Source organism: Algoriphagus sp. oki45, from assembly GCF_036245605.1.
In the GTDB taxonomy this organism is placed as follows: Bacteria; Bacteroidota; Bacteroidia; order Cytophagales; family Cyclobacteriaceae; genus Algoriphagus.
Genome location: NZ_BTPC01000001.1, coordinates 50,955 through 68,077, shown reverse-complemented (window position 1 = coordinate 68,077; position 17,123 = coordinate 50,955). Strand labels below are relative to the sequence as shown.

General features: G+C 44.5%; 19 protein-coding genes. 9 read left to right on the top strand and 10 right to left on the bottom strand.

The window, feature by feature from the left end; all coding sequences use genetic code 11:
* The first annotated feature begins 62 nt into the window (after positions 1-62).
* The 3 genes from AAA942_RS00250 to AAA942_RS00240 all read left to right on the top strand — a co-directional run bounded on the left by AAA942_RS00250 (position 63) and on the right by AAA942_RS00240 (position 2,371).
* Positions 63-1,424 carry a glucoamylase family protein gene (locus AAA942_RS00250; RefSeq protein ID WP_338218212.1) on the top strand — a complete coding sequence of 454 codons (1,362 nt, stop codon included), beginning with the start codon at positions 63-65 and terminating at the stop codon, positions 1,422-1,424.
* A 156-nt stretch (positions 1,425-1,580) separates the two neighbouring features.
* The gene (locus tag AAA942_RS00245) at positions 1,581-1,871 is read left to right on the top strand and encodes a type II toxin-antitoxin system TacA family antitoxin (protein ID WP_338218211.1); all 291 of its coding nucleotides are present in this window, start codon (positions 1,581-1,583) and stop codon (positions 1,869-1,871) included.
* A complete protein-coding gene (locus tag AAA942_RS00240; protein ID WP_338218210.1) occupies positions 1,868-2,371 on the top strand; it encodes a GNAT family N-acetyltransferase in 504 nt (167 codons plus the stop codon). Before AAA942_RS00245 ends, AAA942_RS00240 begins: the two co-directional genes overlap by 4 nt.
* 33 nt (positions 2,372-2,404) lie before the next feature.
* Here the strand turns inward: AAA942_RS00240 and AAA942_RS00235 are convergent, their stop codons facing one another.
* From AAA942_RS00235 to AAA942_RS00210, 6 genes are all read right to left on the bottom strand, one after another.
* The gene (locus AAA942_RS00235) at positions 2,405-3,142 is read right to left on the bottom strand and encodes a sulfite exporter TauE/SafE family protein (RefSeq protein WP_338218209.1); all 738 of its coding nucleotides are present in this window, start codon (positions 3,140-3,142) and stop codon (positions 2,405-2,407) included.
* The gene (locus tag AAA942_RS00230; RefSeq protein WP_338218208.1) at positions 3,142-4,317 is read right to left on the bottom strand and encodes a molybdopterin molybdotransferase MoeA; all 1,176 of its coding nucleotides are present in this window, start codon (positions 4,315-4,317) and stop codon (positions 3,142-3,144) included. The genes AAA942_RS00235 and AAA942_RS00230 overlap by 1 nt, the downstream gene beginning before the upstream one ends.
* Positions 4,318-5,298, bottom strand: a complete 981-nt coding sequence (gene moaA / locus AAA942_RS00225) for a GTP 3',8-cyclase MoaA (RefSeq protein ID WP_338218207.1) — start codon at positions 5,296-5,298, stop codon at positions 4,318-4,320.
* 69 nt (positions 5,299-5,367) lie between these two features.
* On the bottom strand, positions 5,368-5,877 hold the full coding sequence (locus AAA942_RS00220) for a hypothetical protein (RefSeq protein ID WP_338218206.1): 510 nt from the start codon (positions 5,875-5,877) through the stop codon (positions 5,368-5,370).
* Between the two features lie 5 nt (positions 5,878-5,882).
* On the bottom strand, positions 5,883-6,782 hold the full coding sequence (locus AAA942_RS00215; RefSeq protein WP_338218205.1) for a helix-turn-helix domain-containing protein: 900 nt from the start codon (positions 6,780-6,782) through the stop codon (positions 5,883-5,885).
* 3 nt (positions 6,783-6,785) lie between these two features.
* Positions 6,786-7,505, bottom strand: a complete 720-nt coding sequence (locus AAA942_RS00210; RefSeq protein WP_338218204.1) for a hypothetical protein — start codon at positions 7,503-7,505, stop codon at positions 6,786-6,788.
* 332 nt (positions 7,506-7,837) lie between these two features.
* Here AAA942_RS00210 and AAA942_RS00205 point away from each other — a divergent pair, with 332 nt between their 5' ends.
* From AAA942_RS00205 to AAA942_RS00190, 4 genes are all read left to right on the top strand, one after another.
* On the top strand, positions 7,838-8,380 hold the full coding sequence (locus AAA942_RS00205) for a fasciclin domain-containing protein (RefSeq protein WP_338218203.1): 543 nt from the start codon (positions 7,838-7,840) through the stop codon (positions 8,378-8,380).
* 143 nt (positions 8,381-8,523) lie between these two features.
* On the top strand, positions 8,524-8,973 hold the full coding sequence (locus tag AAA942_RS00200) for a nuclear transport factor 2 family protein (protein WP_338218202.1): 450 nt from the start codon (positions 8,524-8,526) through the stop codon (positions 8,971-8,973).
* A 101-nt stretch (positions 8,974-9,074) separates the two neighbouring features.
* Complete coding sequence (locus tag AAA942_RS00195; RefSeq protein WP_338218201.1) at positions 9,075-9,521, top strand: nuclear transport factor 2 family protein; 447 nt, start codon at positions 9,075-9,077, stop codon at positions 9,519-9,521.
* 87 nt (positions 9,522-9,608) lie between these two features.
* Entirely contained in the window at positions 9,609-9,974 is a 366-nt protein-coding gene (locus tag AAA942_RS00190) for a flavodoxin family protein (protein ID WP_338218200.1), read from the top strand.
* A gap of 130 nt (positions 9,975-10,104) precedes the next feature.
* Here AAA942_RS00190 and AAA942_RS00185 read toward each other — a convergent pair whose 3' ends face one another.
* Entirely contained in the window at positions 10,105-10,656 is a 552-nt protein-coding gene (locus tag AAA942_RS00185; RefSeq protein ID WP_338218199.1) for a hypothetical protein, read from the bottom strand.
* A 39-nt stretch (positions 10,657-10,695) separates the two neighbouring features.
* Positions 10,696-11,765, bottom strand: a protein-coding gene (locus AAA942_RS00180) for an IS3 family transposase (protein ID WP_338218198.1) whose coding sequence is annotated in 2 segments (ribosomal slippage) — positions 10,696-11,513 and positions 11,513-11,765 — 1,071 coding nt in all. Because the reading frame shifts where the segments join, the coding sequence is not laid out codon by codon here.
* A 708-nt stretch (positions 11,766-12,473) separates the two neighbouring features.
* Between AAA942_RS00180 and AAA942_RS00175 the strand changes: the two genes are divergently transcribed.
* Both AAA942_RS00175 and AAA942_RS00170 read left to right on the top strand, forming a co-directional pair.
* A complete protein-coding gene (locus tag AAA942_RS00175) occupies positions 12,474-12,932 on the top strand; it encodes a (2Fe-2S)-binding protein (protein ID WP_338218197.1) in 459 nt (152 codons plus the stop codon).
* Positions 12,933-12,944: 12 nt separating this feature from the next.
* A complete protein-coding gene (locus AAA942_RS00170; protein WP_338218196.1) occupies positions 12,945-15,209 on the top strand; it encodes a molybdopterin cofactor-binding domain-containing protein in 2,265 nt (754 codons plus the stop codon).
* A 381-nt stretch (positions 15,210-15,590) separates the two neighbouring features.
* Here AAA942_RS00170 and AAA942_RS00165 read toward each other — a convergent pair whose 3' ends face one another.
* Both AAA942_RS00165 and AAA942_RS00160 read right to left on the bottom strand, forming a co-directional pair.
* Positions 15,591-16,655 carry a hypothetical protein gene (locus AAA942_RS00165; RefSeq protein ID WP_338218195.1) on the bottom strand — a complete coding sequence of 355 codons (1,065 nt, stop codon included), beginning with the start codon at positions 16,653-16,655 and terminating at the stop codon, positions 15,591-15,593.
* Between the two features lie 5 nt (positions 16,656-16,660).
* Complete coding sequence (locus AAA942_RS00160; protein ID WP_338218194.1) at positions 16,661-17,089, bottom strand: heavy-metal-associated domain-containing protein; 429 nt, start codon at positions 17,087-17,089, stop codon at positions 16,661-16,663.
* Positions 17,090-17,123: the final 34 nt, after the last annotated feature.

Here is a 17,123-nt window from a genome sequence, read left to right as displayed (position 1 = left end):
CCTCCTTTTTTCCCCGATGAAGAATGCGTATTATCACTGAGATTTTCCAATAATCCCATATGATGCTCAAAATCTATTCACCCATTCTTTCCGGAATAGCCTCTTTTCTCCTGCTCTTTTCCTGCCAAAGCGAGCCATCCAATCAGCCTCCTGATACCAAACCTCAGCTCAGTGATGAGCAATTGCTAGACACGGTTCAGTTTTACACCTTTCAGTACTTCTGGGAAGGAGCGGAGCCCAATTCAGGAATGGCTCCCGAGCGAATTCATATCGATGGAGATTATCCCGATCAGGATCAGCATATCATCACCACCGGAGGTACAGGAATGGGATTGATAGGGATTTTAGGAGCAATAGAGCGGGGCTGGATCAGTCGGGAGGAAGCCGTAGCTCGATTCCAAAAGATGCTTTCCTTTCTTGAAAAAGCCGATCGCTTCCATGGGATTTGGCCCCATTGGTTGGATGGAAAAACGGGCAAAACCAAGCCCTTCAGCCCGAAGGATGACGGAGCAGATTTGGTCGAATCGGCCTTTCTGATGCAGGGGCTCCTTGCAGTCAGGGAGTATTTCAAAAATGGGAATGAGGCCGAAAAACAAATATCTCAGCGAATCCAAACCCTTTGGGAGGAAATGGATTGGACCTGGCATACCCGAAACGGGCAAAAGGTACTTTACTGGCATTGGTCCCCCAATTTTGGCTGGGACATGAATTTCGCATTGGAAGGCTACAATGAAACTTTGGTAACCTACATTTTGGCGGCAGCCTCTCCCACTCACCCCATCGATCCAGAAGCTTACCATCAAGGCTGGGCGAGGTCAGGCGGCATTCATTCACCAAAAGAGACGCCCTATGGTTTTCCCCTACAGCTAAAGCATAATGGGGCAGAGGAATTGGGAGGCCCGCTTTTTTGGGCCCACTATTCCTACCTCAGCATCAATCCCAAAGGACTTAAAGATCAGTATGCCGACTATTGGGAAGAAAACAGGAATCAAACTCTGATCAATCGGGCTTGGTGCATTTCCAATCCGGGAAAATTTAAAGGGTATGGTGAAAACTTGTGGGGCCTGACCGCCTCCTACTCGGTCAATTTTTACCATGCCCATCGCCCCGGAGATGATGTAGGTGTGATTTCTCCGACTGCAGCTCTTTCTTCCATTGTTTACACCCCTGAGGAATCCATGCAGGTGATAAGGAATCTGTATGAAAACTATGGAGAAAAAGTGTTTGGACCTTATGGATTCTACGACGCGATGAGCCCTCATCATGACTTTTTCCCTAAGCGCTACTTGGCTATTGATCAGGGACCGATCGTGACCATGATTGAAAACTATAGATCAGGTTTGGGTTGGAAGTTGGTAATGAATGCTCCTGAAATACAGCAAGGCTTGGAAAAATTGGGCCTTTCCTACGAAATCCCCAATTAAGAAAGTATAAGCTTGATCGAGGCAAAAAGCAGGAAGAAAGCGAGGAGGTCATAGGAGAAAATGGAATTGAATATTTTCCCTGAAAGGATTTGACGGAATATTTCCGTACAATATATATTTGTACGGATAAAAGTTGTACTTTGGGAAAAAATCAAAATGGAAACCAAAAAATCCAATTCAAAATCTTCCCGCTTTGACACAAGACTAAGCAAAGAGCAAAAGGAGTTTTTTGAAAAAGCTGCCCAAATCGGTGGATATAGAAATCTGACGGATTTTGTAGTCGCTACTCTCCAAGAAAAAGCAAAGGAAATAATCGCCGAAAATGAGCGGGTGATTGCATCTCAAAAAGATGCTGAAATTTTCTTCGACGCTATCATGAATCCCAAGTCTCCCAACGAGGAACTTGCTAAAGCTGCTGCTGAATTCGAATCCCTGATAAATAAATGAGTCAGCTTTCAGAGCCCTTAAACTCCACTCACCGGAAATCCGATTTTTCCTGTGGAAAAGAAATGCTGGATCATTACCTCCATAGGCAAGCCAATCAGGACATTAAGCGAAAACTCGCAGTTTGCTTTGTGATCACGGAATCCGATACCGATTTGATTAAAGGATACTACACCTTATCCAATGGAAGTATTGATCAATCAAATATTCCTCTTGAAATTCAAAAAAAGTTACCAAACTCATACACTTCCATTCCTACCATCCTATTGGGAAGGCTTGCAATTGATCAACGGTTCCAAGGGCAAGGAATAGGAAAACTACTTCTTGTGGATGCCTTGAAAAGGTGTCATCTGATTTCAAAGACCATCGGCTCATTTGCCGTGATCGTAGATCCCCTAGACCTAGAGGCCGAACGATTTTATAAAAAATTCGGATTCATCAAGTTACCTGATAGCGGAAAAATGTTTTTACCGATGAAGACGATCAGCCAATTATTTGATTGAAAATCACCTTATAGTCTGAATAGAACAGTTTTTTCAACTCAAAATCAACTTCACCGCTGCAAAAAGCAGCACGAAAGCCAAAAGGTACTTCAAGGACTTGACAGAAAGGCGTTTAGCCCCCAAATAAGCGCCAAAAATCCCTCCTGCAACTGTTAATGGGACCAAAACCCACAATTCCTCTTTCATAGGAATTTCGTAAATGCTGGCTCCGAAAAATCCGGCCACAGAATTCAAAAAGATAAATAGCGCACTCAAAGCTGCCGTCTCTTTCACTCCTGCCCAACCCAGCATCAGTACGATAGGCGTAAGAATAATTCCCCCACCGATTCCGATCATTCCTGAAAGAAACCCGATCAGAATCCCCAAAAGAGGACCCATCCACCAAGCCCGTTCGACTTTAACCTTGTCAGCAATCGGAAAAACTCCGGCAAACTTCAAGGCAGGAAAAAGCAAAAGTGCTCCCAGGACTTTTTTGTAAATGGAGGCATCTAGCAGGATAGTTCCTCCCAGATAAGCCGCAGGAATGGAAAAGAGAATCAAGGACCAAAACAGACTGGTCGGAAACTCTCCTGCCTTGCGGTAATTCAGGAAAGAAGCCATGGACACCATCATATTCAGAATCAGGGCTGTGGGCCTTATCTCCTCAGGAGCAAATCCCAACAATGCCAAAATCATCAGGTAAGAACTCGCTCCTCCATGCCCGACCGAAGCATACAAAAACGCAGCAAAAGGCATCAAAAAAAACAGGCCATAATAAATCAGGTCTTCCATCACCAAGGATAAAATTTAACCAAAGTACCCGATTCGACAAGGGATGACTCCTCCGGTATCTCCACAAATCCATCCGCCAAACCAAAAGCAATCAAGTTGAAGGATTCCTGACCCTGAAGCACCTCTACTTTTCCATTTTGGATTCTTGCTTTCAGAAATTGGGTGAGCGGAATTTTCTTATCAAAATCCTGAGCCAATGGAAGATTTTGAAAATGATTCCATGCTTCCGGATCTCTTTTCCAGGATTGAATGACAGGCTTTACGTACTGCATAAAGCAGGAAAGTACCGAACCCGGGTTTCCAGGCAAGGCAAAAACGATCTTACCCTCTTTTTCTCCAGCATAAAGGGGTTTGCCGGGTCTCTGCTTGAGTTTGTAGAAAAGCTGCTTCACCCCGTTTTCTTCCAAAGCGATTTTGACAAAGTCATAATCTCCCACAGAGATCCCTCCTGTGAAAATGATCAAATCATTTTTATCCAAAGCTCGGGCTAGAGTCTCTACCACAGCTTCTTTTTGATCAGGGACTTTGATTGCTTGGATTTCATCTACCTGCAACTTTCTTAGCCAAGATTCCAAGGCAGGTCCATTGGCATTGTAGATATGGCCAGGTCGTAGCTTATTTCCCAAGTCCTGAATCTCATTCCCTGTGATAATAATGGCAACTTTTGGGGCCCGATAGACAGGAACCTCTGCTACTCCCACCGAAGCCAAAAGGCTGACTAAGCCAGGAGTAATTTTTGCACCAGCTTCGGCAATAATGTCTCCTTTTTTACACTGGGCTCCCCGAAGCCGGGTATTCTTGCCAAAAATAGCATCTGCTTCATCAAAATAAATGATAGTACCCTTACGATCTACTTTCTCCTGCATGATTACCGAATCAGCACCCGAAGGCAAAGGAGCTCCGGTGAAAATACGAATCGCTTGACCTTTCCTGATTTTAGGAAGTTTTGTAGCACCAGCGGCAGCTTCTCCGACTAATTCCAATTTACTTAATCCCTCTTCCCAGGAAAAAGCATAGCCATCCATGGCTGAATTGTCAAAAGAGGGAACGTCTAATTGGGAGGTGATGGGTTTGGCTAAGAAAAATCCCTGAGCCAATGAGATAGGTAAAACTTGGACATTCCGCGACAAGTCGAGTTCCTGAAGAATTGCCTTCGCTTCGCTTACAGAAATCATTTAGCCTCCGATTTTGATCATACTTCTATTTTCGATTGCATCGGGATTGGCCTTCAGGTAGTCCGGGTCAAATTGTCCCCCCAAAGCTTTATGCTTTCTGGAAATAGAAAGCCGGATAATCTCTTCCACATTTTCTCCCTTTCGCAAGGCGCCCAACAAATCCAATTCTTCCTTTCCAAAAAGACAGTTTTTGATTTTTCCATCTGCTGTCAGACGGATTCGGTTGCAGCCCGCACAGAAGTTTTCACTCATGGTAGTGATAAAGGCAAAAGTCCCTGCAAAACCCGGAACCTTGTATTTCTTGGCCGTATCGTGCTTTTTGTCTTCCAGCTTGACGATTTCATACTTTTCCTTCACCAAATCCAGCATTTGAGCCGCTGTGACCACTTTCTTGCTTTGCCAGTGATTGCCTGTAAAAGGCATAAACTCGATGAATCGCATGTGGATGGGAAGCTGCTCAGTCATCGCTACGAAATCACAGATTTCGTCCTCGATCAAACCGTGAAGCGCCACCGCATTGACTTTGACCCGAAAGCCCTCCTGCAAAAGCAACAGGATATTTCCCCAAACTAGATCGAATTGATCTCTGCGGGTCAGTTTCAAAAACTTTTCCCTGTTGAGTGTATCCAAACTGACATTGACTGAGCGGACACCGGCTTTCTTCAAAACGTCGATGTGTTTGTGAATCAAAACGCCATTTGTGGTCAGGGTCAATTCGACAGGATAGGCAGAAAGATGCTCCAAAATCTCCGGAAACTCTTTTCTCACCAAAGGTTCTCCTCCGGTCAATCTAATCTTTTTGACCCCAAGATTAATAAAGGTTTTTGCCAGTTCGATGACTTCCTCCTTACTCATCAGCTTGGACTGAGGCATCCACTCCATTTCTTCTTGCGGCATACAATAAGTGCAGCGGAAATTGCAGTGATCTGTCAGTGAGATCCTGAGGTAATCGTGAATACGTCCGAAAAGGTCAATCAGCATAGGCACAAGTTGAGAATTCCCTCCTTGGGAAAAAAGTCATTCGGGATAAATGGACTCATAAAACTTGAATCAAGGCACTCTTTTAACTTGGATTTTCACCAGATTTTTCACATGCCTTCTTCCGGTACGGAAATCGGTCTTCGAAATGACCAGAATGCTATCTTCCATTTCCTCCATGGGCTTTCCATTGGCGAAGGTCACGAAGTAAACCTCCTCTCCCAGAGGATTGTTGAAAAGCTCATTCCATGAAAATACCACCTTATACCCATCCTCCGCCTCAAATACAAAGTAAAACTCGCTGAGTTTTTTTGGTGAAGGTGTATTGAACACCAAATCTTTTAACAAGGAGCTTACCGGTACACCCTTGGCGGATTGGAGGACTCCTCTAGGTTCTCCGAGATGATTGGTGATGGAAAAGTCCCCGATTTCCTCTGCCTCTTGAGCTGAAATCAGGTCCCAATCCAAAACGATTTCTGAGGCTATCTCTCCCGTTACCGATATGGATTTAGTCTGCTGGGCCCAAGCCTGTGCAACAAATCCGATTGACAGAAAATAAACCCAAACTAGTTTTAAATTCATCTGTTTCATCCCTTTCTGAAGTGAGTTGGAGATAAATTTACGTGCTTTTTGAAGAAATTATTGAAGTGAGTCACTTCGTTGAATCCCAAGCCATAAGCGATTTCTGATACATTCCAGTTGCTTTGTTTAAGAAGAATTTTGGCTTCCTGCAGTACCCGATCTGCGATCAACTGAGAAGTCGTCTTTCCGGTCATTTCTTTGACGGCCCGGTTGAGGTGATTGACGTGGACATTGAGCTGATCTGCAAAGTCCGAAGGGCTTCTTAAGCCGATCGTCTGATGGGTTTCGTCGATCGGAAATTGCCTTTCCAGCAATTCCAAAAAGATGGAAGCAATCCGCAGGGAAGCGTTTCCGTGTTGGGTTTTTTGAATCTCAGCAGGCTGCAGCTTCATCCCAAAATGAATCAGCTCTAAAATCAAAGCCCGGATCGCATCGTATTTGTATTTGTATTCGGAACTGAACTCCGCCTCCATTTTTTCAAAAATCCGCTCCACCTCCTGCACTTCTTCGTTCCTCAACTCAAAAATATGATTCCCACTGGGCTGAAACACCTCATATTGCTGAATTTGCCCAAAATTTAGAAAGAAATATGGGTTGAAAATACAGTAAATCCCTTGCGTATCGGGCGCCAAATTATCCCATTTGTAGGGAACTAACGGATTGGAAAAGGAAAGTGCCTGTTTCTTGACTTCATTGATCCGATCTGCATAGTGAACAGTACCTGGGCCTTTGACCAGCATAATTTTATAAAAGTCCCTTCTCCGGTAGGGCACGGCTTTCATTTTGCCTTCCAGATATGGCTCAAGGCGGAAAATATTGAAATGACCGATTTCCGAAGCTATGTTTTCCGGAATCCAGTTGAATTTTCTTTCATAAAATTCCCTAAGGCTTTCAGAGCTATCCATAATTTATTTTTTTGAAAATGAGGTGTTGAACTTATACAGCAGACTCAGATTCCAAACCAAATCATCTCCCGGGATAGTGGAATTGAGTTTTTTATTGGCGAAGGCCTGAAACTGCACCGGAAACTCCCCTTTTTTAAAGGTAAGCCCCGAATTGACATAAAACCCGGAATTCTCATCTACTTTCAGGAAAAAGAACTGGGGATTGATGACCATGCTAAACTCTCCTGCCAATCTGATGTCCGGAAATTCAGGGCTTAAAGCCAGAAAATCAGAACTTTTCGGTCCCATCACCTGAACCCCAACGCCTTTCAAATAGTAAAGTCTTAAAGTCAAGTCTTTACTTACTTTAAAGCTGGAATTGATTTCCCCAGCCACATAGCGATTGGCCACCATTCTCATTTCGGGCTTTCCATCCACCATCACTTGGGCTTCCTGAAACAAAAAGGCAGGGTGACCACCCACAGTCAGCGAAAAGCGCCGGTCTTTGATCACCTTGTATCTCCCCCAAAGCACGAATGACCAAGGCTTCCCATCCAATCCAAACCGAAGCATGGGGTCAAAGGAAAATCGGTCACCTCCCATAGTCAAGTCAAAAAATACAGCAGGATGACCTAAGGAAAACGATGGGATAATGGATATCCCATTGTTGGTCAGGGTAATTGTTCCGCCCACATGCCTATGGATACTTTCCTGCCCTTGGACAGAAACACTTACTAAAATCAAGGATATGAGAAAGGCAAATGAACAGGCGAATCGATTTGCTTTTCCTTGGTTTGGGATAAAGAAAGGTTTCAATGGAGTAATGTAAGGTGGAATTTGAGAGATAGAATAGCACAAAATTGAAAGAAATACTCCACCTAGTACTAATGATTTTCAAAGGAAAACTTACGATTATCAAACACCCATATTCCTTAGGCTCAAATCCCTCAAAAGCATTATCATTTCAAACTCTTCAAACCGAAAAACTCTTTCAGGCTTCACTTTATAAAACAAAAAAACCTAAAACCTTATAGCCATTTATCTGTTTTCTACTTGAAAATCAAACCCCTTACCCAATGAAAATGAATAAAATTTCGGCTTTGGCCGCCACCTTCCTTGCTTTAGGCTTATGGACCGCATGCAGTGCACCAAAGGAAGAAACCACAGAAGAAGCAGTAGTGGAAGTAGTAGAAGAAACTCCTGCCCCATCCAACACCGTAGTTGACATTGCTGTCAGCTCCCCCGACCACACCACCTTAGTGGCTGCAGTTCAGGCTGCAGGATTGGCAGAAACCCTGAGCGGTGAAGGACCATTTACCGTATTTGCACCTACCAATGCAGCTTTTGAAGCCCTTCCTGCCGGTACAGTGGAAGGACTTTTGAAGCCTGAAAGCAAGGACGCTTTGACAGGAATCCTTACTTACCATGTGGTAGCAGGTAATGTGATGTCCGGAGACTTAAGCGACGGACAGGTGGTGACCACTTTGAATGGTCAAGACTTGACTGTATCGATCAAGGATGGAAAAGTAATGATCGGTGGTGCTACTGTGGTAGCTGCTGATTTGGCAGGAACAAATGGCGTGGTACACGTGATTGACACCGTGCTTCTACCAGAATAAGTTCTAAGAATTCAAAATAGTCTTAAAGCCGACTCCACCGAGTCGGCTTTTTTGTTGCTGTTTGATTTTTGTAAGGATTGGTTTGATGGCAGTAATTGAAGCAGCATGACAATGACGAATATTGATATTTAAAACCTGAAAAAATGAAAAGACACTTATTTCTAATTGCTCTATTGCTATTCAGCGCAGGTACAGCAATTGCACAATCCTCCACTGAGAAAGAGGTTTACGAACTTTCCATGAACAAATGGAAATGGATGGCTGAAAAGGATGTGGCTAAATTAAAACCCCTTTTTCATCCTGATGCCAAATTTGTCCATATGAGTGGAACCTGGACTACAGCCCGTGAACTGGAAATTATAGAAACGGGTAGCATTTGGTACAAAGACGCTAAGGTCCACGATACGGCTGTTGAATTATTTGGAAATTCAGCCCTCGTTTGGAATAGAATCACATTGACAGCCCATGTAAGAGGAAATGATGTGGTGACTGAATTCACCGTGACGGAAGTTTACCAAAAAGAAGGAGCCGATTGGAAAATGCTTGCCTTGACTTTCAGCAGCGTACGGGATACCCACGAGATTGAGAAGTAGGCCATGCTCCTCGGAATTTGTAATTCCGAGGCCTTATCTATAGGATTTGTAATCCTTAAAAATCAAATCTCAACACGATTTCTTTTCCCAAATATTTTCCAATGAAAAAGACACTAATCAGCTTATTTATAGTCCTTTTGGCCGCGAAAGTCACTTTCTCCCAAACTACTCCCGAGCAACAAGAAATCATCCAACTCTCCAAAACCAAATGGCAATGGATGGCCGATAAGAACGCTGACAAACTCGCTGAGCTGTTTGATGACAAATCTGTCTTTGTCCACATGGGTGGTTCTTGGGGCAAAGATCAAGAAATCGACATCATTCGAAGCGGGGGAATTTGGTATAAAAAAGCTGATATCCATGAAGTTTCGGTAGAAATCATTGACAACACTGCCATTCTCCTCAACCGTATCACCCTAGTTGCTGAGGTTGGGGGCAATGAGGTTACCAATCCATTTGAAGTTACCGAAGTGTACATCAAAAAGGCTGAGGGCTGGAAGCTGGGTTCGCTCTCTTTTACGCGATTGATGACTCCGGGAGGCCAATAAACCAATGAAGCGATGAGGAATATTTTCTTGGGAATCTTCCTTCTTTTTTCATTTTCAAGCTCCTGTCAAACTAATTCAGGAACGTCTGTGAAAAATACGCAGTTGGATTCCGAAAAAATCCTCATCGTCTACCTTTCCCGCACCAAGAACACCAAAGCAGTCGCTGAAATGATCCAGCAGGAAGTTGGCGGAGATTTGGTCGAACTGGAGCTGGTAAATCCTTATCCTGAAGACTACAGAGCCATAGTAGCTCAGGTGGCAAGAGAAAATGAGACGGGATTTCTACCTCTGTTGAAAACCAAGGTTGACCTATCAAAATACGACTCCATTTTCCTTGGTTTCCCTACTTGGGGCATGCAGCTTCCTCCACCCATAAAAAGCTTTCTGCGCGAAAATGATCTGGATGGGAAAACGGTCATCCCTTTCAACACCCATGCAGGAACGAGTAGGTAGTGGCTTTGAGACCTATATGCGAAAATCATACTTACCAAAAGAAATAGGGAGTCTATCTTTTTTTGTCGAAGTATGAAAACAAAAAGACTGCCTTCTTTCAAAGGCAGTCTTTGGATAGAATTCGGTTAGTTTAAAACCGCTTGATAATTCCCAAGTTGACGCCATATTGAGAAAGAGGGGCGCCCTGTTCGTTGTTGTATTCGTAATTGGATTTATCACCAAATTGATACCTATAGAAGGGTTGAAACTCCAAATCTATCATCTTTGACAAGTTGATTTGAAGAGACGGAGCAAAGTACAAACTAAACTTATCTCCTGGATTTACAAATCCGGAGGCATCAGTAAAACCCTGCGAAACATCTACTTCGTCATTTTGATTGATTTCATAGATCAAGGGGGTTACCTCACCCCAAATTGCCAGACCCTTGATGATTCCAAAATCTCCCCCAAATCCGATTTTGCCACTGCGTTTAGAAAATGATAACAACAAGGGGATATCGATTTGATTTAACTTATGTTCAAATAAAAACCTATACTCATTGTAAGCTCCCCCGAAAATTGGGCCAGTCAAAAGTTTACTTTTCACCCGATAAGCGAAGGTAAGTGAATACTCCAAGCGGTTCAAGACCAAGGCGAGCGGTTGGCTTGGGCCAACCGGTCTTGAGCCGCTTTCCGCATTCACTTTTGCGCTGCTTAACGGTTGGAAAAGCAAAAGATATGTTCATGTTAGTTCTTCCAATAAGTCCACGGGAGTCCGATATCCAAGTGCCTCATGGGGCCTTTCCCGGTTATAGTCTTCCATCCATTCCATCGCTTTTTCCCTTACCTCATCCAGAGAATTGAATACATTGGAGCTAAGCAGTTCTTTTCTGACCGATCCGTTACAGCGTTCCACATAGCCGTTTTGCATCGGTTTTCCCGGCTGGATAAAGACCATCTCAATGCCCTTCTCCCTACACCAGTGGTCCAACAGGCGGGAGATAAACTCAGGGCCATTGTCCACGCGGATCATTTTGGGGAGGCCCCGGACCAGCTCAAGAAACTCCAATACCCGGATCACCCGTTGTGCAGGAAGTGAAAAGTCCACTTCCATGGCCAGCATTTCCCGGTTATAGTCGTCCAGAATGTTGAGCAGACGGAAGTGCCTGCCGCTCCACAGGCTGTCGCTCATGAAGTCGACAGACCAGACCTGGTTGATCGATTCTGGTCTATACAGGGCCTGTTTGGTCCTTGCCGGCAGCCGCTTCTTGTGTCTGCGCCTGATGTTCAGTCCCATGGCAGAATAGATGCGGTAGACCTTTTTATGGTTCCACGGATGGCCTTTTCTGCGAAGCCGGTAATGGGACTGCCAAAAGCCAATGGCAGGATGTTTGGCTACCAGTTCTTCCAGGGCCTGGATCACGGGCATGTCGTTTTTGGGTTTGGGTTGATACTGGAAAGTACTTCGAGGCACGCTGAGCGTCTTACACGCCTGACGTTGGCTCACTCCATGTTCTTCGACCATGAACTGATTTTCGTCAGGCGTCAGAGCTTTTTTGCCACCGCATCCTTGAGTGCCTCATGTACCAAGCTTAGCTCTGCATACATCCGCTTCAGGCGGGAATTCTCTTCCTGAAGTTCTTTCAGCTTTTTGACCTCACTGGCTTCCATCCCGCCATAACGTTGCTTCCATTTGTAAAAAGTGGTGGGGGTTACTTCCATCTCGCCGCAGATTTCCTCTACTTTTCTGCCTGCCTCATGAGCTTTGATCGCTTTGACGATCTGCGTTTCTGTGAATCTCGATTTTTTCATAATAACCATTTAAAGTTGATAAATTCAATTCAACTTTCAAATGGCCGACTTTTAGGGGAGCTTACAAAAACTTTAAAAATATAATCACCGATTACTACTATATTTTCTGGATTCAAAATATACTCCAGAAAACCTTCAGGGAACTCACTATCCGCGGTTACTCTACTTCTATTATTTCTAGGATTAGATTTATTGAACCTTTTCGATGTTTCAATAAATATATTTTTTAACGATTCATCCTCCGTGATTTCTCTAAATACCTTAAAATCCTTGAAGGTAATTATAGAACCTTGAAAATTTACCCCTTCCAATTGAGGATTATCAGATTCAAAAATTTCCGAAACAAATATGGGTTGTTAATCTATTTCATTAGTACACCCCCACCCAATTAAAATTGCAGTTAAAACCATTCCGAAGTAGGAATGAATCAAAGATTTTTTCATAAAGTTTTTGTTTAAAAGTCTGAGGGAAAGGTAGATAGAAAAACCGGAAAGGCAACAGGGTACCAATTAATTCTTTAGAAAAACTTAACGAACTGAACCGTTATGAATTTTTTCTGGGAATCTAACTTATATTCAACTAGTTGTCAGTCAATTGAAAAAATTTGTTCTTTTGCCGCTGTATTTGATATTCCAAGCTTTCTGTTTGATATTCGTAAGGATCGCCCGCCTATTTTTTTGAACTTTAAAGTCCAAACCAAAAAAGACTATGGCTCAATTCAACCTCAAAATCAACGGCAAATCCCAACAGGTCGATGTGGATCCAAGTACCCCCATGCTTTGGGTATTGCGTGATCACCTAGACCTTGTGGGTACCAAATATGGTTGCGGTATCGCCCAATGCGGCGCCTGCACCATTCACGTGGACGGGAGTGCTGTGCGTTCCTGTCAGTTACCGGTTTCGGCTGCTGAAGGTGCACAAATCACCACCATAGAAGGGCTTTCTGAAAAAGCAGACCACCCCGTCCAAAAGGCATGGTTGGAGCACGATGTGCCCCAATGCGGGTACTGTCAAGCCGGTCAAATTATGAGTGCGGCAGCCCTTTTGGCACAAAATCCTAGCCCATCCGATACCGACATCGACAATGCAATGAATGGAAACATCTGTCGCTGTGGAACTTATCTCAGAATAAAGGCAGCCATTAAAACCGCTTCGCAAAACCTCTAAGCTCTGAAAACCATGACAACTGTAAATACCAAAATGAACAGAAGATCCTTCCTGAAAGCCTCGGCTTTGGCAGGAGGTGGAATGATGCTCAGCTTTGCCTGGCTCGCTGGTTGTAAGCCCACCGAAGAAGAAATGATAGGCCTGCCCAAAGAATGGTTTGAACTGAATAGCTATATCAAAATCGGTGAAAACGGAGCGGTGACGCTTTATTCTCCCAATCCAGAATTCGGCTCTAATGTTAAGACCTCCATGCCGATGATTTTGGCAGAGGAACTCGATACAGATTGGAAAAATGTATTTGTAGAGCAAGCTGACTTCTGGCCTACTCGAATCGAGCGTCAATTCACCGGAGGAAGTCAAGGAATCCGTCAAGGTTGGACTCCACTTCGAACCGCCGGTGCCACTGCCCGGGCCATGTTGATCGCAGCTGCTGCCCAAACCTGGAATGTACGCGCTTCTGAAATAACCACTTCAGCTGGAATTATAGAACACAAAGGAAGTGGCAAAAAAGCCCACTATGGAGAAATGGCTTCCCTCGCAGCCACTATGGAAGTGCCTGAAGAGGTTTCATTGAAAGCATTGACTGACTTCAAAATCGTCGGAAACTCCAAAAAGAATGTCGATGGTGCAAAAATCGTAACCGGAAAACCGCTTTTTGGAATTGACCATAAAGTGGAAGGCATGAAGTATGCCGCAATCGTGCATCCTCCTGCTTTCGGGATGAAACTCAAATCTTTTGACAAAAGCTCAGTAAGTAGCATGTCTGGGATTATGGATGTCTTTTCGATCAACTTATTTAAAGACGACTACGGAAGAAATTTCTTTGACACCACCACTTTCCCAGAGATCATCGCCATTGTGGGCAACTCCACTTGGGAGGTGATGCAAGCCAAAAAGTCCTTGGTAGTCGAATGGGAAAATGCCCCAGAATCCTCCTTCGAAGTGGCGGGATTCGGTGGTCGAGGCAACTCAAAAGTCACAGTTCCAGCTGGATTGGAAAACACCAACCGTCATAAAGAACTAATGGCCGAGTACATCCAGAAGCCCGGCAACGTAGTTCGACGAGATGGAGATCCGGAAGAAGCCTTTAAAAAGGCTGCAAAAATCATTGAAAAAACGTACAACGCTCCCTTTTTGGCGCATAATACCATGGAACCGATGAACTGCTTTGCAGATGTCAAAGGAGATCAAGCGGTGATTTATGGTCCAACTCAAGCTCCAGAATTTATTGCCAACACTTTGGCTAGTAGCTTGGGGATTCCAAAAGAAAATATCCAAATCAATCTTGCCCGAATGGGAGGCGGATTTGGACGAAGAGCCTACAGCCACCACATGACCGAGGCAGCATTGATTTCTCAGAAAATCCAAGCTCCGGTAAAGATGGTTTACACGCGTGAAGATGATATGTCAGCGGGGGTGTATCGTCCTACTTATTCTGCCACGTATCGGGCTGCGTTGGATGAAAATAACAACTTGTTGGCCCTGCATGTAAAAGCAGGCGGGATTCCGGAAACTCCCCTTCATGCCAACCGATTCCCTGCCGGAGCCATCGACAATTACTTGGCGGAAGCTTGGCAAATCGAATCCAACATCACTATTGGCGCGTTCCGAGCGCCTAGATCCAACTTTATCGCAGCGGCAGAGCAAAGCTTCTTGGATGAATTGGCGGAAGTAATGGGCAAAGATCCCATCGAATTCCGCTTGGAATTGCTCAAGCGGGCAGAAACCAACCCGGTAGGGCAAAACTACGATTACGACGCTAAGCGCTACGCGGGAGTTCTCGAACTCGTCCGTGAAAAATCCAATTGGGCCTCACCTGCACCAGGAGTAAGTAGAGGCGTCTCGGCTTATTTCTGTCACAATTCCTACGTGGCAGAGGTGGTAGACACCAAAATCGTCGATTCAAAACCTGTAGTTGAAAAAGTCTATGCTGCGGTAGACTGTGGAATCGTAGTAAATCCAGACGCCGCCACCAATATGGGCGAAGGGGCTATTATTGATGGGATTGGCAATGCTTTCTTTGGAGAATTAGCCTTTGAAAATGGAGTGCCAAACAAAACGAATTTTGATAAGTACCGAATGATTCGGCAAAAAGAGGCTCCTAAATCAATTGAAATCCACTTTGTGGACAGCAAGGAAGACCCGACCGGGTTGGGAGAACCTTTCTTCCCTCCTGTCTTTGCGGCCTTGGCCAACTCCTTGTACAAAGCAACCGGCAAGCGCTACTACGAGCAGCCTTTTGCGCCGCAGCTGGAGATGGAGAATCTGAAGATGTGATACATGGTAAAAAGTGGTTTGTGAAGACACAAACCACGGCGGAAGAGTAAACCTTTGAGGTTTTCAAAACCTCGAAGGTTTGAAATCTGAAAAAAATTGAAACGAGGCTGTTTCAAAAGTGAAGTTTGTCACATTGAGCGAAGTCGAAATGTCTTCCAGAAAACTGAAAATGGCCTTCGACTCCTGTCACCCTGAGCACTTGAGAGACGAGAGTCTCGAAATCGAAGGGTCAGGCTGACAACTAACCGGTTTATGTGACAGCCTCGTTTTTTCGATCCAAAAGAAAAAGGCAGCCCGTAAGCTGCCTTATTCTTCCCCAAAAAACTACCTAACCGGGGAATCGAAACTCTACTTCACCCCATATTCCGTAGAGTTCCTTATTTAGGCCTGAATGATTGCAGATCTCAGGCCAGCACTGTTTAGAATAGCTCCAAATTCACCGATGATGGATTCGGGTACATTGTTTTCCAATGCCCCTTCTACTACAGCCTGAATGAAGAGATCATAATCCTCTGCCGTGATGAATCCTGTCATTCTGGAGTTGACAGCAGGATCGTGAGCATCCCGCATGTTTAAACCGTTATAGGTGATATTGGTAGATCCGATATTGGCTGCAAGAAAGTCTGAAAAGTCTCCCACCAAGGTGATAAATCCGCTGGTATTTCCGGCTCCTACTTCATTGAGCAATACCGTGAAATAGGGCTGCAAATCATCGTATTTTCCGCCTTCGTTGGTAGCAATGACCAAAACAGTCGAAGTCACCACCGCTCTCAAAGGAAGGTATCCCGCTTCGATCAACATCCCGGGATTATCCGGATCGGCAACTAGGCCTGAGCCTCCCAATCTGGTGTAAAGATCAAGTTCCTCATCATCAGCCCGCTGCACGATTGGTTCTCTGACCGATTCCAAAAGCTCTGCCACAGGTCCCAACACATCTGGACTGGTGATGCCAGCTTCAGCTGCTCCAGCCACTACTGCTTGAATGAATAGATCGTAATCGGCATTGTTTATCAAGCCATTCATTCTAGGATTGGCAGAGTTGTGTGCCTCAGCCATATTCAATCCGGTATACTGGAAATTTTTGGATCCTGTGGCCTCGGCTAAAAATCGGGTAAAATCATCTACCAAGGTGGTAAATCCGGAGAGTTCATTTCTTCCTACCTCGTTCAACAGAACAGAGAAATAAGGCTGAAGGTCGTCATAAGTACCTCCCTCATTGGTTGCAATTTCCAAAACCGTGTTGGTTACTACCGTTCGCAGGTTTAGAAATCCCTGCTCGATCATCTGCCCCGGATTATTCGGGTCTTGGACCATCGTCTCTCCACCTAGCTGAGTGGAGTAAAACGAGGTGTCCATAGGCGGCATGGGTTCATCTTCCCCGCAGGCGAAAAAGACAAAAACACCCAAAACCCAAAGCTTAGTAATGAATAAGTTTTTGATTTTCATAGTTGTTATAGTTTAGTAAATATGGATTGAAATAGACTTCCTAATTGATAAGTGAAACTATCCTTGGGAATGGCTGGACAGCTACTAGCCAATTCCTCAGCACTTGGGCGATATAAGGCAGCATTGATTTGAAGCTTTTCTCCCAAATCCTTGGCAAGCTCATCTCCGCTGATTTGCTTGCGGTCATATAGGAGAATAAAATGCCCTAATTCCCGATTAACACGAAATGCACGGATATAGGGCTTATCCAAGTATTCATCCTGAACCTCTTTCAATCGAGTCAAATCTGGCTGATCGGAAATCTCAATTTTACCCATGGACCAATTGGGCCCTTCCGAGGCACCTTTTCCGGTGACCTGATAAATGTGAACTCCCAAAATCACTAGGAGCACCAAAACAATAGAACCTGCTGTGAGAAGAATTTTTTTAATCATGGTTTACTTCATTTTTCTGGAGATACGAAGTGCC

What these genes read in the sequence shown, in the direction of transcription:
- AAA942_RS00250 (WP_338218212.1), top strand. Translation starts at nt 63, where the DNA reads ATGCTCAAAATCTATTCACCCATTCTTTCCGGAATAGCCTCTTTTCTC.
- AAA942_RS00245 (WP_338218211.1), top strand. Translation starts at nt 1,581, where the DNA reads ATGGAAACCAAAAAATCCAATTCAAAATCTTCCCGCTTTGACACAAGA.
- AAA942_RS00240 (WP_338218210.1), top strand. Translation starts at nt 1,868, where the DNA reads ATGAGTCAGCTTTCAGAGCCCTTAAACTCCACTCACCGGAAATCCGAT.
- AAA942_RS00235 (WP_338218209.1), bottom strand. Translation starts at nt 3,142, where the DNA reads ATGGAAGACCTGATTTATTATGGCCTGTTTTTTTTGATGCCTTTTGCT.
- AAA942_RS00230 (WP_338218208.1), bottom strand. Translation starts at nt 4,317, where the DNA reads ATGATTTCTGTAAGCGAAGCGAAGGCAATTCTTCAGGAACTCGACTTG.
- moaA (WP_338218207.1), bottom strand. Translation starts at nt 5,298, where the DNA reads ATGCTGATTGACCTTTTCGGACGTATTCACGATTACCTCAGGATCTCA.
- AAA942_RS00220 (WP_338218206.1), bottom strand. Translation starts at nt 5,877, where the DNA reads ATGAATTTAAAACTAGTTTGGGTTTATTTTCTGTCAATCGGATTTGTT.
- AAA942_RS00215 (WP_338218205.1), bottom strand. Translation starts at nt 6,782, where the DNA reads ATGGATAGCTCTGAAAGCCTTAGGGAATTTTATGAAAGAAAATTCAAC.
- AAA942_RS00205 (WP_338218203.1), top strand. Translation starts at nt 7,838, where the DNA reads ATGAAAATGAATAAAATTTCGGCTTTGGCCGCCACCTTCCTTGCTTTA.
- AAA942_RS00200 (WP_338218202.1), top strand. Translation starts at nt 8,524, where the DNA reads ATGAAAAGACACTTATTTCTAATTGCTCTATTGCTATTCAGCGCAGGT.
- AAA942_RS00195 (WP_338218201.1), top strand. Translation starts at nt 9,075, where the DNA reads ATGAAAAAGACACTAATCAGCTTATTTATAGTCCTTTTGGCCGCGAAA.
- AAA942_RS00175 (WP_338218197.1), top strand. Translation starts at nt 12,474, where the DNA reads ATGGCTCAATTCAACCTCAAAATCAACGGCAAATCCCAACAGGTCGAT.
- AAA942_RS00170 (WP_338218196.1), top strand. Translation starts at nt 12,945, where the DNA reads ATGACAACTGTAAATACCAAAATGAACAGAAGATCCTTCCTGAAAGCC.
- AAA942_RS00165 (WP_338218195.1), bottom strand. Translation starts at nt 16,655, where the DNA reads ATGAAAATCAAAAACTTATTCATTACTAAGCTTTGGGTTTTGGGTGTT.
- AAA942_RS00160 (WP_338218194.1), bottom strand. Translation starts at nt 17,089, where the DNA reads ATGATTAAAAAAATTCTTCTCACAGCAGGTTCTATTGTTTTGGTGCTC.